The 13,912-nt window shown below is 73.1% G+C and carries 14 protein-coding genes; 7 read left to right on the forward strand and 7 right to left on the reverse strand.

Annotated features, from left to right (window positions below; all coding sequences use genetic code 11):
- Window positions 1-24 precede the first annotated feature (24 nt).
- From pgm to ACVWWH_RS05280, 3 genes are all read right to left on the reverse strand, one after another.
- Window positions 25-1,677, reverse strand: a complete 1,653-nt coding sequence (gene pgm / locus ACVWWH_RS05270) for a phosphoglucomutase (alpha-D-glucose-1,6-bisphosphate-dependent) (RefSeq protein ID WP_066494497.1) — start codon at window positions 1,675-1,677, stop codon at window positions 25-27.
- 77 nt (window positions 1,678-1,754) lie between these two features.
- Window positions 1,755-2,054, reverse strand: a complete 300-nt coding sequence (locus tag ACVWWH_RS05275; protein ID WP_066494500.1) for a protealysin inhibitor emfourin — start codon at window positions 2,052-2,054, stop codon at window positions 1,755-1,757.
- A complete protein-coding gene (locus ACVWWH_RS05280) occupies window positions 2,051-3,256 on the reverse strand; it encodes a M4 family metallopeptidase (protein WP_066501794.1) in 1,206 nt (401 codons plus the stop codon). Before ACVWWH_RS05280 ends, ACVWWH_RS05275 begins: the two co-directional genes overlap by 4 nt.
- Before the next feature lie 127 nt (window positions 3,257-3,383).
- Here ACVWWH_RS05280 and ACVWWH_RS05285 point away from each other — a divergent pair, with 127 nt between their 5' ends.
- The gene (locus ACVWWH_RS05285) at window positions 3,384-4,085 is read left to right on the forward strand and encodes a DUF4190 domain-containing protein (protein ID WP_457315899.1); all 702 of its coding nucleotides are present in this window, start codon (window positions 3,384-3,386) and stop codon (window positions 4,083-4,085) included.
- Here the strand turns inward: ACVWWH_RS05285 and ACVWWH_RS05290 are convergent.
- A complete protein-coding gene (locus ACVWWH_RS05290; RefSeq protein WP_457315900.1) occupies window positions 4,079-5,587 on the reverse strand; it encodes an amidase in 1,509 nt (502 codons plus the stop codon). The genes ACVWWH_RS05285 and ACVWWH_RS05290 overlap by 7 nt on opposite strands.
- Window positions 5,588-5,602: 15 nt before the next feature.
- Between ACVWWH_RS05290 and ACVWWH_RS05295 the strand changes: the two genes are divergently transcribed.
- The 3 genes from ACVWWH_RS05295 to ACVWWH_RS05305 are packed head-to-tail and all read left to right on the forward strand — an operon-like array spanning window position 5,603 to window position 7,764.
- On the forward strand, window positions 5,603-5,929 hold the full coding sequence (locus ACVWWH_RS05295; RefSeq protein ID WP_066494506.1) for a rhodanese-like domain-containing protein: 327 nt from the start codon (window positions 5,603-5,605) through the stop codon (window positions 5,927-5,929).
- 3 nt (window positions 5,930-5,932) lie between these two features.
- Window positions 5,933-6,865, forward strand: a complete 933-nt coding sequence (gene pheA, locus ACVWWH_RS05300; protein WP_457315901.1) for a prephenate dehydratase — start codon at window positions 5,933-5,935, stop codon at window positions 6,863-6,865.
- Complete coding sequence (locus tag ACVWWH_RS05305; protein ID WP_457315902.1) at window positions 6,862-7,764, forward strand: arylamine N-acetyltransferase family protein; 903 nt, start codon at window positions 6,862-6,864, stop codon at window positions 7,762-7,764. Before pheA ends, ACVWWH_RS05305 begins: the two co-directional genes overlap by 4 nt.
- 40 nt (window positions 7,765-7,804) lie before the next feature.
- Here ACVWWH_RS05305 and ACVWWH_RS05310 read toward each other — a convergent pair whose 3' ends face one another.
- Window positions 7,805-8,851 (reverse strand): diacylglycerol/lipid kinase family protein, encoded by a 1,047-nt coding sequence (locus ACVWWH_RS05310; RefSeq protein WP_066494511.1) that lies wholly within the window; start codon window positions 8,849-8,851, stop codon window positions 7,805-7,807.
- A gap of 110 nt (window positions 8,852-8,961) precedes the next feature.
- On the opposite strand from ACVWWH_RS05310, the gene serS reads away from it, so the two are divergent.
- From serS to ACVWWH_RS05325, 3 genes are all read left to right on the forward strand, one after another.
- Entirely contained in the window at window positions 8,962-10,248 is a 1,287-nt protein-coding gene (gene serS, locus ACVWWH_RS05315) for a serine--tRNA ligase (protein ID WP_457315903.1), read from the forward strand.
- A 231-nt stretch (window positions 10,249-10,479) separates the two neighbouring features.
- Window positions 10,480-11,538 (forward strand): hypothetical protein, encoded by a 1,059-nt coding sequence (locus ACVWWH_RS05320; protein ID WP_457315904.1) that lies wholly within the window; start codon window positions 10,480-10,482, stop codon window positions 11,536-11,538.
- A gap of 177 nt (window positions 11,539-11,715) precedes the next feature.
- A complete protein-coding gene (locus tag ACVWWH_RS05325; RefSeq protein WP_457315905.1) occupies window positions 11,716-12,552 on the forward strand; it encodes an HAD family hydrolase in 837 nt (278 codons plus the stop codon).
- On the opposite strand, the gene ACVWWH_RS05330 is transcribed toward ACVWWH_RS05325, so the two are convergent.
- Together ACVWWH_RS05330 and ACVWWH_RS05335 are read right to left on the reverse strand one after the other, a co-directional pair.
- Window positions 12,549-13,163, reverse strand: coding sequence for a hypothetical protein (locus ACVWWH_RS05330; protein WP_447420595.1), 615 nt, complete (start codon window positions 13,161-13,163; stop codon window positions 12,549-12,551). The genes ACVWWH_RS05325 and ACVWWH_RS05330 overlap by 4 nt on opposite strands.
- 182 nt (window positions 13,164-13,345) lie before the next feature.
- A complete protein-coding gene (locus ACVWWH_RS05335; RefSeq protein WP_066494520.1) occupies window positions 13,346-13,834 on the reverse strand; it encodes an inorganic diphosphatase in 489 nt (162 codons plus the stop codon).
- Window positions 13,835-13,912 lie beyond the last annotated feature (78 nt).

Raw genomic sequence — 13,912 nt, forward strand, 5'->3', positions numbered from 1 at the left:
CTTCAGGTGGTGGCTTTCAGAAGGTCAGGCGATGACGGAGTCGACGAGTGCCTTCGCCTCGGCCTGGACCTGCTTGAGGTGGTCGTCGCCCTTGAAGGACTCGGCGTAGATCTTGTACACGTCCTCGGTCCCGGACGGGCGTGCGGCGAACCAGGCGTTCTCGGTCGTGACCTTCAGGCCGCCGATCTTGGCGCCGTTGCCGGGGGCCTCCGTGAGCTTGGCGGTGATGGGCTCGCCGGCGAGCTCGGTCGCCGTGACGTCGCTCGCGGACAGCCTGCCGAGCTTCGCCTTCTGCTCCCGGGTCGCCGCGGCGTCGATCCTTGCGTACGACGGCGACCCGTACTTCGCGGTCAGCTCGCCGTAGAGCTCGCTCGGCGACTTCCCCGTCACGGCCCTGATCTCCGAGGCCAGGAGGTTCAGGAGGATGCCGTCCTTGTCGGTGGTCCAGACGCCGCCGTCCCGCTTGACGAAGCTCGCCCCCGCGGACTCCTCACCGCCGAACGCACCCTGGCCCGACAGCAGCCCGGGCACGAACCACTTGAAGCCGACGGGCACCTCGACCAGCTTCTTGCCGAGGCCCTCGGCCACGCGGTCAATCATCGACGAGCTCACGAGCGTCTTGCCCACCACGGTGTCCGGGCGCCAGCCGGTGCGGTGGCGGTAGAGGTAGTCGATCGCCACCGAGAGGTAGTGGTTCGGGTTCATGAGGCCGGCGTCGGGAGTGACGATGCCGTGCCGGTCGGCGTCCGCGTCGTTGCCGGTCGCGATGTCGTAGCCGGCGCCCTGCGAGACCTTCTGGATGAGCGAGGCCATGGCGAACGGCGACGAGCAGTCCATGCGGATCTTCTCGTCCCAGTCCAGGGTCATGAACGCCCACTGCGGGTCCACGGTCGGGTTCACGACCGTGAGGTCGAGGTGGTGGCGCTCGCCGATCTCGCCCCAGTAGTCCACCGACGCCCCGCCCATCGGGTCGGCGCCGATGCGGACCCCGGCGTTGCGGATCGCCTCGATGTCGAGCACGAGGGGCAGATCGTCGACGTAGGAGGAGAGGAAGTCGAACTGGCCGGTGGAGTCCGCGGCGAGCGCGTCGGCGAGCTGGATGCGCCGCACGCCCGCGAGGTCCGCCTCGAGGAGCTCGTTGGCCCGGTCGGCGATCCACCCGGTCGCATCCGTGTCCGCGGGGCCGCCGTGCGGCGGGTTGTACTTGAAGCCGCCGTCCGAGGGCGGGTTGTGGCTCGGAGTGACCACGATCCCGTCCGCCCGGCCCGGGTCGTCCTCGCCGCGTCCGGCGTTGTACTTGAGGATCGCGTGGCTCGCGGACGGCGTGGGCGTGTAGCCGTGGCGGGCATCGACCAGGACCTGCACGCCGTTCGCGGCGAGGACCTCGAGCGCGGTGTTGGTGGCCGGCTCGGAGAGGGCGTGCGTGTCCTTCGCGAGGAAGAGGGGGCCCCGGATGCCCTGGCCCGCACGGTACTCCACGATCGCCTGGGTGATGGCGGCGATGTGCTTCTCGTTGAAGGAGGCCTTGAGGCTCGAGCCGCGGTGGCCGGAGGTCCCGAAGGCCACGCGCTGGCCGGGGTCGCTCAGGTCCGGGGACACGTCGTAGTACGCGTCGAGGAGCGCGGTGATGTCCACGAGGTCGCTGGGGAGGGCTACGGTGCCTGCTCGGTTCGCCATGTGCCTAGCTTTGCAGAGAAGGCCAACAAAGGGTGGCCACTCGGTGAAGATTTCGCCTGCCTCCCGGCCGACGGGCGCTACCGGCCCTCCGCGAGGACCTTCTCCGCCAGCTCGCGGAGGGCGCCCTGCAGCGTGGCGTCGGGGACCTCGAACCGCTCGCGTCCGAACCTCAGCGTCCAACAGAAGGCGTCCCGGACGCGGGGGGCGGGCTGCGCAGCCGGGGTGTCGGGCAGCCGCCGCCGCTCGCTGCGTGCAGCCCTGTAGAGGGAGGCCCACTCGGTGTCGGCGGGCTCCCGTGGCCCGCGCACCCGGAACTCGACCCGGCCGCGCCGCGGGATGCCGGCGACGCCGCCGGAGCGGATGACCTCGACCTTCATCGCCCCTCCTGGCGTCTTGGCGCGGCCCCCTTCCTCGGCGATCGGGCACCGTTCTCCGAGAGCCGCACCGTGATCCCGACGCCGCGCCATCCGGCGCGCACGGCCTTCTCCTCGGCCGACTCCCGCCCGAACAGCGCCCGGGCCACACGCACAGTCTCCCGCGCGAATCCGCGGAAGTCGACGTCGACGGGGAGCCTGCCCGTGGCAATGGCCTCGAACCAGACGCGGCCGGCGCGCTCCCACGCGTGGCCCCCGAGGGCCTCGGCGGCGAGGTAGAAGGCCCGGTTGGGGATGCCGGAGTTCAGGTGCACACCGCCGTTGTCCTCGCGGGTGCGCACGTACCCGTCCATGTGGGCCGGCTGCGGGTCCCTGCCCAGGGCAGGGTCGTCGTAGGCGGTGCCGGGCGCCTTCAGGGACCGCACCCCCACCCCCTTGATGCCGGGCAGGAAGATCCCGTGCCCCACGATCCACGTCGCCGTCTCCACCGTGTCGCCGCGTGAGAACTGGTCCACGAGCACGCCGAACACGTCCGCGAAGGATTCGTTGAGGGCCCCGGACTGGCCCTCGTACGCGAGGTCGGTGGTGTGCTGCAGGAGCCCGTGGCCGAGCTCATGGGCGACGATGCTCAGCGAGCCCGTGAAGGACGAGAACACCGTGCCGTCGCCGTCGCCGAAGACCATGCGGGATCCGTCCCAGAACGCGTTGTCGTAGCCAACGCCGTAGTGCACGGTCCCCTCGAGCGCGAGCCCCGCGCCGTCGACGCTCGAGCGGTGGAGGACCTGCTCGAGGAACCGGTAGGTCTCGCCGAGCCCGTCGTAGGCCCGGTTGACGTCGGCGTCCGCCACAGGATCCTGTCCCTCCTTGCGCACGAGCCGGCCGGGCAGCTCCTCCGTGGTCTCCGCATCGCTGATCTCACGGTGGAGGGCTCCCGGTGCCGCGCGGAGGCCGCGCTGGTCCCCGAGCGGGCGCCCCCGGCGCCGCTCGCGGAGCCGGGCGTCCTCGAGCAGCGTCCGGCGCGCGAGCTCGGCGACGGACTCGATCCCGCGCGTGTCCGCCGCGAATCCGTTGGCGGGTCCCTCGCCCGAGAGCGCCCGCGCCCGCCGTTCACGCAAGCCCGCGAGGCGCTCGAGCAGGTACGGCGGCACCGCGCCCTGGTGGCGGCGCGGCCGGGTGGAAGGTGCTGCTGGGTACGTGCTGGACATCGTCATTCCCCCTCCGCTGAGATGGGCCGAGCATGGCACCCGGTACCGACAGTTCTCGCAAGCCTTCCGGCGGCGCCGGCGGGTAGGCTGGGAGCACGTCGAAGGCATGGAGCGGAGGGGGCATCTGATGTCGGAGCAGTCGGAGCGCCGGGACCAGGGCGCGCCGCAGGAGGGCCAGCCGGAGGGGACCGAGGCCCCGGAGCCGGGGAGCACCGAGCGGCCCCGCTACACCCCGCCCCCGTATGTCCCGCCGGTCACCTTGGACAAGGACCGCGGCAACCCCACCGAGCCGATTCCCTCCAACCCCACGCAGCCGCTCCCGCCGGGCGCCCCGCCTCGGCCCGGAACGTTCCAGCAGCCCGCCGGCGGACAACCGGCCGCCGGGCAGCCCGCCGTCGGGCAGCAGCCTCCCTGGTTCGGCCAGCAGCCGGGCGGCCCCGCCTACCCGATGCAGGGGTACCCCGGCCAGCAGCCCTACGCGGGCGGGGCCGCCCAGCAGCCCTACCCGGGCCAGCAGCCCTATCCCGCCCAGCAGCCCTACCCGGGCCTGCCGGGCCGGACGCCGTACTACGCGGCCCCGGCGCCGCGCGGCCTGAGCATCGCCGCGATGGTGTGCGGTATCTCGGTGTTCGTGGGCTTCGGGTTCCTCGTGCTCCCGCAGATCGCCGCCGTGGTCCTCGGGCACCTCGGCCTCGCCCGCGAGCCCGCGGGCCGCGGCATGGCGCTCGCCGGCCTCGTCCTGGGCTACGTCGGCATCGCGCTGACCGTCGCGTTCCTCGCGGTCTTCATCCTCGTCCTCAGCATGGCCCCGAGCCGCTCCGGCTACTGACGCCGCTCCGGCTGCTGACCAGGGGCCGGCGAGGGCATGTGGAGCATCCGCGCCACCTGCAGCAGCAGCCTCTCCGAGCCGGGTTTCCCCACCGCCTGGACGCCCATCGGCAGCCCGGCCGCGGTCCAGTGCGTCGTCGCCACCACGGCCGGCAGCCCGCACACGTTCACCCAGGAGGACCAGGGCGCGAACTCGCACTGGCGGCGGTAGTCGTCGTCGGCGGTCCCGCGCCATTCGGGGCCTGCGAACCAGCCCACCGGCCGCGGGGTCTGGGCCAGCGCCGGTGAGAGGAGCACGTCCCAGTCGGCGAGCTGGGCGAGCATGTCGCGCTCGAACTGGCGCAGGAAGGCCAGCGCCTCCTCGAGCTTCGCGGGGGAGCGCTGCTGTGCCCGGCGGCGGAACGACCGCGTGAGCGGGGTTAGGAGCGGCTCGCGTTCGGGGCGGATCCTCGCGGTCCCGACCCCCGCCGTCCATGCGGCGGTGAACGCGTCCGGGTAGCGGTTGTCGAACCGCGGGTCGGCCTCGACCACGAGGTGCCCGGCCGCGGCCAGCGCCTGTGCGCCCGCCCGCAGCGCCTCGAGAGCCTCAGGCTCCGGCTCGATGCGGTAGCGCGCGTCCCACGGACTCGACAGCCCCACGGCGACCCTCAGCCGCCCCGGTTCCTGCACGACGGCGTCCGCGAACGTTCCGGCGTGCCGTCCGGTGTGCGCGTGGTCGCCTCGCTCGGGCCCTGCGGCGGGGGCCCCGGCGATGAGCGCGTCGAGGAGCAGCGCGGCATCCTCGGCCGAGCGCGCGAGCGGCCCGGCGACGACGAGGCGCGCGGCGTCCCCCGCGCTCTGCCCGGCGGGAACGAGCCCGCGGCCGGCCTTGAGCCCCACAATCCCGCACGCGGCGGCGGGGATGCGCACGGACCCGCCGCCGTCGGAGCCGGGGGCGAAGGGCACGAGGCCGGCGGCGACGGCGGCGGCCGAGCCGCCCGAGGACCCGCCCGAGCTGAGCGCAGGCCCGTGCGGGTTGCGCGAGGGCGGCGCGATCCGGTTCTCCGAGTACGCCGTGAGCCCGAACTCGGGCACCTGGGTCTTGCCCAGGGAGATGGCGCCGGCGGAGCGCAGGAGGGCCACCACGGGGGAATCCTCGAGCGCGGGACGGGCCTCGAGGGCCGCCGAGCCGTGCGTCGTCGGCACCCCGGCCACGTCGGTCAGGTCCTTGAACGCGGTGGGCATCCCGTGCAGCGGCGGCAGCTCGCCGAGCCGGCCCGAGCGGGCGAGGCGCGCGTGCAGCGCGTCGGCGGCAGCAGCGGCGTCGTGCGCCTGCTCCGCGGTGACGGTGAGGAAGGCGCCGAGGAGGCGGTTCTCCGCCTCGATGCGCGACAGGAAGTGCTCCGCGACCTCCCGGGCCGAGAGCTCGCCCGAGCGGAGGGCGCCGCGGAGGGCCACGGCCCCCAGGGCGGCGATCCCGGCGTCGACTGTCACCGGGCCACTATAGGCTGGAGGGACAAGCATCTCCGGAGGCGAAGAATGTCTGATTTCGAGACTGTCCGTGTCGAGGCGCTGCCGGCGGACGGCACCCTGCTCGATGTGCGCGAGGACTACGAGTGGGAGGCCGGCCACGCCGAGGGCGCCGTGCACATCCCGCTCGAGCAGCTGCCGGCGCGCCTTGACGAGCTCGACCCCGACGACGACCTGCTCGTCATCTGCCGCACCGGCGGCCGCTCGGCCCGGGCCACCCAGTGGCTCGTCGCGAACGGCTACTCGGCGGTCAACGTGGCCGGCGGCATGGACGCGTGGCTCACCGCGGGCCGGCCGCTCGTGGCCGAGAACGGCCAGCCTCCCACGGTGCTCTGAGCCGTGCAGTACACCTTCCTGGGTCCCGAGGGGACCTTCACCGAGGCCGCCCTGCTCAAGGTCCCCGGTGCCCGGGACGCGGCCCGCACGCCCGCCACCACCGTCAACGCTGCCCTCGACGCCGTCCGGGACGGCACGGCGGACGCGGCGATGGTCCCCATCGAGAACTCGGTCGAGGGCGGCGTCACCGCGACCCTCGACGCGATCGCCACGGGCCCCGAGCTGCGGATCGTGCGCGAGGAGGTCGTGCCCATCACCTTCGTGCTCGTGGCCCGGCCCGGTACGCGGGCCGCGGACCTGCGGCGCATCTCCACGCACGGCCATGCGTGGGCGCAGTGCCGCGGCTGGGCGGCGGCGAACGCGCCCGACGCCGTCCACCTCGCCGCGAGCTCGACCGCGGCGGGGGCGCTGGCCCTCCTCGACCCGGCCTCCCGGCCTGGAGACGCCGCGATCTGCGCACCCATCGTTGCCGAGGAGCACCCCGAGCTCGAGGTCCTTGCCTCCGACATCGGCGACAATCCCGGAGCCGTCACCCGGTTCGTGCTCGTGTCCCGGCCGGGGACGCTGCCGGCGCGCACCGGGGCGGACAAGACGTCCGTGGCGGTGCCCCTTCCGGAGGACCGGGCCGGGGCGCTCATGGAGATCCTCGAGCAGTTCGCCGCCCGCGGTGTCAACCTCTCCCGCATCGAGTCGCGGCCCACGGGCCGGTACCTCGGGCACTACTTCTTCTCGATCGACGTGGACGGGCACATCCAGGACGCCCGCATCGCCGACGCGCTCGCAGGCCTGCACCGCATCAGCCCGCAGATCCGCTTCCTCGGCTCCTACCCGCGGGCGGACGGCGCGCGCCCTCTCGTCAGGGACCATGTGACCGACCACGCCTTCGCGTCCGCGCGCGGCTGGGTGGACGCGATCCTCGGCGCCCCCGCGCGATGACTGGGGGCGCCGGGAGGACGAGCGGGGGCGAGGCGCGCTTCCTGTCCGCCTACTTCCGCCGCATCGGCTACACCGGCGACGCCGCCCCCACGCTCGCGGCCATCGCCGCGGTCCACGCCCACCACACCCGCGCCATCCCCTTCGAGAACCTGGCCCCGGCCACCGGGTCCGCGGTCGACATCACGGACGAGGGCATCGAGGCCGCCCTCGTGGACCGCCGGCGCGGGGGCTACTGCTTCCAGCGTGCAGGGCTGCTCTCCCGCGCCCTCGCGGCGATGGGCGTGGACGGGGTCGAGAACCACCTGTGCCGCGTCTACTGGGGCCGCGGGCCGGGCGCCGGCGCGCCAGCCCGCACGCACCAGGCCACCGTCGTCGAGGCCGAGGGGCGCCGCTACCTCGTTGACGCCGGCTTCGGCGGGTTTAACCCCTCGGGCATCCTCCCGCTCGGGCTCGCCCCCGAGGACTCCGCGGTCTCCACGCCGCTCGGGACGTTCCGCGCCGTGGACGTCGCCGTCGCCGGCCTGCCCGCCGGCGACACCCCCGGGATCGACCTCGTGGTCCAGGCGCGGCTCGGGGAGGGCTGGGCCACGCTGTACGGGGTGGACCTCGGCGCCCACGCCCGGGCGGACTTCGAGGTCGCCAACTGGTACGTCTCGACCTCGGACATTCCGCCGTTCACGCGCTCGCTCATGGCCTCGATCCGCACCGAGACCGAGCGGATCACCCTCGCCAACCTCGAGCTCGCGGTGCGCACGTACAGGCCGGACGGGGCATCCACCGTCCAGCGGAGCACGCTCGGCAGCGCCGACGAGCTCCGCGAGGCCGCCCGGGAGCTGTTCCGCATCGAGGACGCGACCCTCGACTGGGACCGGGCCTACCGGGTGGCGGCACAGGCCTAGGCGGGCCGGACAGCGCCGGGCGGCAGGGCGGCGTCGTGCGTCAGGCTACCCGCACGAGCAGGCTCGCGGGGCGCACCTCGACGTCGACCCTCGTCGCGGACCCGACCACGTCGCCGTCCACCTGCGCCTGGATCGGCTCGGGGACGCGGATGGCGACCCGTTGCGCGCCGTAGAACTGCATGACGGGCAGCTGCCGCTTGTGCTGGACCATGATCTTCACGTACATCGCGATCCAGCCGATGAGGCTGCGGGGACTCATGACGGCGACGTCGAGCACGCCGTCGTCGATGAACGCGTCGGGGATGAAGTCCACCCCGCCGGGCAGCTTCGAGCAGTTCGCGAAGAGGACGCTGCGGACCCGGCGGGTCTGGAAGTCGCCGCCGTCGAGCGAGATCTCCACGCGGCGGCGGCGCTGGCCCGGCATGTGCCGGATGCCGGCCTCGGTGTACGCCATCCAGCCGACCACCCGCTTGAGGTCCTCGCTCGTGTCGTTGAGGATCTCGGCGTCCATGCCCACGCCCGCGATCACCAGGAACGTGTGGGTGGACCGCGTGCCGTCCGGGGCGGTGAGGACGAGGGCGGCCGTGTCGATCCGCCGCTGCCGGCCGAAGACCGCCGTGTGGACGCACTGCGCGAGCCGCGTGACGTCCAGGTCGAGGTTGCGGGCCAGGAGGTTGCCGGTCCCGAGGGGAACGAGCCCGAGGGCGGCGTCCGTGCCGGCCAGCACCTCGGCGACCACCCGCACCGTCCCGTCCCCGCCGCAGGGGATCACGACGTCGGCCCCCGCCTCGAGCGCCCGGCGCGCGGCGGTGTAGCCCGGATCGGCCTTGGTGGTGTGGAAGACGAGCGGCTCCGGCCAGCCGGCCCCGCGGCAGGCGGCCTCGATGAGCATCCGCGCCTCGTCGGCGCGCTCCTTGATGGGGTTGAGCACCACGGCGACCTGCTGGGGCCCCGCCGGCGGCGGCCCGGCGGGCTCCGCCATGGCGCTGCGGGCGTGCTGCTCCTTGAGCCGGCGCACGCCCCACCAGCTGGCGACCGCGACGCCGCCAGCGGCGGCTACGGCACCCGCAATGATCCACCCGCGCATGATGCTCTCACTCTATCCCGCCACGCTCGGGCACCGATCCGCCCCCCAGGGCCGCCGGGCCCGGGCCCCTCGGTCCCGCGGTGCTGCCGCCTCCGGTTAGTCTTGGACTCGTGATCGACGTCAAGGACCTTACTGAGAATCCGGACAAGTACCGTGCGAGCCAGCGCGCCCGCGGGGCGGACGAGGCGCTCGTCGACTCGATCATCGCTGCCGACACGCGGCGCCGCGCATCGCTGACCGAGTACGAGTCGCTGCGCGCCCAGCAGAACGTGTACGGCAAGAAGGTCGCCGCCGCCAAGGGCGAGGAGAAGCAGGCGCTCCTGGCCGAGGTGAAGGACCTCGCACAGAAGGTCAAGGCCGCGCAGGCCACTGCCGACGAGGCGCAGGGCGAGATGGACGAGCTCATGCGCGTCGTGCCGAACCTCATCGTCGAGGGCATCCCGGCCGGCGGCGAGGATGACTACGCGGTCGTCAAGACCGTCGGCACGCCCCGCGACTTCGCGGCCGAGGGCTTCGAGCCGCGCGACCACCTCGAGCTCGGCGAGCTTCTCGGCGCGATCGACATGGAGCGCGGTGCCAAGGTCTCCGGCTCGCGGTTCTACTTCCTGCGCGGAGTCGGGGCCCGGCTCGAGCTGGCCCTCCTGCAGATGGCCATGGACCAGGCCGTCCAGAACGGCTTCATCCCGATGATCACCCCCACGCTCGTGCGTCCGGAGACGATGCAGGGCACCGGGTTTGACGTCGCGCACGACGCCGAGATCTACCGCCTGGCCGAGGACGACCTCTACCTCGTGGGCACCTCGGAGGTGGCCCTGGCCGGCTACCACGCCGACGAGATCCTCGACCTCGCCGGCGGCCCGATCCGCTACGCCGGCTGGTCCTCGTGCTACCGGCGCGAGGCGGGCTCGCACGGCAAGGACACCCGCGGGATCATCCGCGTGCACCAGTTCAACAAGGTCGAGATGTTCATCTACTGCCCGCAGGAGGAGGCCGAGGCGGAGCACGCCCGCCTGCTCGCGTGGGAAGAGGAGATGCTCGCCAAGGTCGAGCTGCCCTACCGGGTCATCGACACCGCCGCCGGGGACCTCGGCATGAGCGCGGCCCGCAAGTTCGACTGCGAGGCCTGGGTCCCCACCCAGGGCCGCTACCGCGAGCTGACCTCGACCTCGAACTGCACCGGCTTCCAGGCCCGCCGGCTCAACATCCGCGAGCGCGTGCTCGACGCCGAGGGCGCGTCCAAGGGGACGCGCGCCGTCGCGACGCTCAACGGCACCCTCGCCACGACGCGCTGGATCGTGGCCATCCTCGAGCACCACCAGAATGCCGATGGCTCCGTGAACGTGCCCGCGGCCCTGCGCCCGTACCTCGGCGGCCTTGAGGTCCTCCCCGTCCTGTAGCCGCCCCCGCCGCTGCCCTCAGCGGACGACGGCGGGTGCGCGCCCGTCGTCGTGCGGCGTGGTCCGCGCGCCCCCAGCACCAGCGCCCTGCGTTTCGGTCAACGCCACGGTCTCTCTCCCCGGGCCTGGACCGAAGCGCAGGGCCTTCTGCAGCCGACGCGGGGGCTGGGGTTGTCCACATACACCCCCAAGACCCTCCAGGGGCGCGGCTGGAGACGCTGTGCTGGTGCCGTGAGATTTCCCCAGACCGCCTTCGCCAGCTCTCTTTCAGCCCTCACGGGCCGCACCCCACGTCGACTCGCACGCGCGTACGCCGCGGGGGCCCTCGTCCGGTTGCGCCGAGGCGTCTACGTCGGCATCGACGAGTGGTTCGCCGCGACGGCGGCAGGCCGCTACGCGATGACGACGGCGTCGCTCGCCGTCGGCGGCAACGCACCGGTGCTGTGCCGCGAGACCGCGCTGCTCGCCTGGGGGCTCGAGCTCCCGAGCATGCCCAGCCACGTCCGCTACCGCACAGACCGCCGCGCAGCCGTGGGCGGGGGTCCTCCGCCTATGCTCTACGGGAACCCTGAGTCGGCGGAGCGCCTGTGGCAGGAGCGGACGCGTGAGCAGCCGGGGCCCGTCCCGCTGGGGTTTCCCGATGCGAAGCACCTGGGCTTCCCCACGGCAGCCGCGGTTCCCCTCTATCTGCCCCACCTCGATCTCACGTTGCCCCTCGAGCCCTTCGACGAGGCCTTCGTGGACACGGTGCCGAGGCTCAGCTTCGCCGAGGGCCTGGTCTTCGCGGATGCCGTGCTCGCCCGCCGTCCCGGGCTGAAGGTCACCCGGACGCTCGAGGATCTCCGGCGGCTGTGCGCCGCGATGGACAACCGCGCTGCGCAGGCGCGCCTGAACCAGGTTCTGGACCTCGCGTCGGGTGCGTCGGAGTCCGTGGGCGAATCCCTCAGCCGCGCTCTCATGTGGGACCTGGGATTCGAGATGCCGGAGCTCCAGGTCTGGATCGTCAAGGACGGGCGGCGCATCGCCCGTGTCGACTACCGCTGGGCCCAGATCCGGCTCGTGGGAGAGTTCGACGGCCTGCAGAAGTACCTCCGGTCCCAGAAGCTCAGCGGGAAGTCGGCCTCGCAGGTGGTCGTCGAGGAGAAGCTGCGCGAGGACGAGATCCGCTCGACGGGGGAGCGCGTGGTGCGCTGGGTGTGGGCCGACCTTCTGGAGCCGGCACGGTTCGCTGCGATCCTGCATCGCGCCGGCGTGCCGCGGCGCACGACGGCGCGGACGGCCTGGCGTTGAACGCCGCGCCCTGCGTTTCGGTCAGAGCCCCGGTCCCCTTCCCGAGGCGTTGACCGAAAGGGAGGGGCATTCAGGGCCGGCGGATGGGCACGCGCCGTCGTGTGTTCACGCCGATTTCATGCCGTGTGTGTCATGAGTCCTACGGCCTGCACAGGCCGGGGTGCTTCACTAGTACGCATGACAACAACGCTGAATGCTGGCATCGATGACCAGCGAACTGCCTTCAACCGCAAGCTCATCGGCCTCGACGTGGACGGGACCCTCGTCGACCACTACGGCCACATGTCCCCGGCCATCCGCGAGCTCGGCGCCGCGGTCGTCCAGGCGGGCCACGAGGTCGTGATCGCCACCGGTCGCTCCCTCGGGGCAACGCTCCCGGTCGTCGAGCTGCTCGGCGTGGACCACGGGTACGCCGTCTGCAGCAACGGCGGCGTGACGGTGCAGATCCACGCGGGCGCCGACGGTGGGTACACGGTGGTCGACCGGCGCTCCTTCGACCCCGCCCCGGCGCTCAAGGCGCTGCGCCACCGCCTCCCGAACGCCAAGTATGCTCTTGAGGACATCCAGGGCAACTTCCTCTCCACCGAGCGCTTCCAGGACGCGAGCTTCGGCGTCGAGGCCACCGGCGTGACCTTCGAGGAGCTCCTCGAGGCCAAGGCCGTCAGGCTCGTCGTGTTCTCCACCGACTCGACCGCCGAGGAGTTCGGCACCGCGGTGCAGTCGATCGGCCTGCACGGCGTGACCTACTCTGTGGGCTGGACCGCCTGGCTGGACATCGCGGCCCAGGGCGTGACCAAGGCCAGCGGCCTCGAGAACGTGCGCGAGCTGCTCGGCGTCGACCGCGCCCACACGGTCGCGATCGGCGACGGCCGCAACGACATCGAGATGCTCCAGTGGGCCGGCCGCGGCGTGGCCATGGGCCAGGCGCCGGCCGAGGTCAAGGCCGCCGCCAACGAGGTCACCGCGACCGTCGAGGAGGACGGTGCCGCCGCCGTCCTCCGCTCGCTCCTCTAACGCGGCGGGGCGTCCGCGAGCCCCAGGAGCCGGGCGGCCGCGGGCCGCGCAGCCCATTCCTCGGGCCAGTGCGCCCGGGCGATCGCCTTGGACACGGCCTGCGCGGTGATGCCGAGTGCCTCGGCCACGGCCTTCTGCTGCCCCCGGACGCCGGGGGTCAGCAGGTCGAGGACCCGCCACTCCGCCGCGGTGCGCTTCGCGACGGCGAGGCCGATCAGGCGCAGGACCCCCTCGGCGTCCCGTGCGAGGTCCGGATCCGGCGCGTCCACCGCGATCGCGGGCGCGTCGCCGCTCGCCTGCGCGCGTTCGACGGCGCGCCGCGAGTGCACGAGCGCCTCGCCGCGGACGTCCGCGACCCCCAGCGGGAGCGGCTCGTCGAGATGCCCGACGCCGATCCCCACGTTCCAGCGCACGCCGCCGCACGCGTCGGGCCGGAGGGCGGTGAGGGCGGCGTCGACCACCGGCCCGGGCGCTGCGAAGACGGCCTGGGCCTCGTCGCCCACGGTCCGGTCGAAGGGCACGTCCGGCTGCAGCCGGGCCAGGGCCCTGAGCAGCTCCGGGACACGGTCGCCCGGGCCGCGCTCGCGCTGGTTGATCGTGACCGTGTACATGCACAGAGCGTAGCGGCGGAGCCCCGGCGAGCCACGGAAGCCGGCGGAGGTGGCTCCCCAACGATGCGGAAGTGGCTCCTCAACGACGCGGAGGTGGCTCCCCACCGTGGGTGAGGAGCCACCTCCGCAGGCTCGAGGGGTCACGTCCGCGCCCCTCGAGGAGCCGCGTCCGCGACCGGGGACTAGTGTCCCTGCGCCTCGAAGCGCTTGATCGAGGCCTCGAGCTCGGCCTCGGCGGCCGCGCGGTCGGCCCAGCCGGCCGGCTTGACCCACTTGCCCGGCTCGAGGTCCTTGTAGCGGGTGAAGAAGTGCTCGATCTCCTTGATGAGGAACTCGTCCAGGTCGGACGCCTCCTGGATGTGGTCGAAGCGCTTGTCCGCCGGGACGCACACGAGCTTGGCGTCGCCGCCCGACTCGTCCTCCATGTTGAAGATCGCGATCGGGCGCGCCTCCATGACGATCCCCGGGAACAGGTCGACGTCCGGGTACCAGACGAGCGCGTCGAGCGGGTCGCCGTCCTCGCCGAGGGTGTCCTCGAAGTAGCCGTAGTGCGTCGGGTACTGCATCGAGGTGAAGAGGACGCGGTCCAGGCGGACGCGGCCGGTCTCGTGGTCCACCTCGTACTTCACGCGCGAGCCGCGCGGGATCTCGATCGTGACATCGTGCTTCATAGGTGCTCCTTGCATGGCCCTGCTGGGCCGGACGGCATCGTTCACGGCGGCCGCCGTGGCCCGGCGCGTGAGGGCCCG

The sequence above is a fragment of the Sinomonas sp. RB5 genome (genome assembly GCF_054063535.1).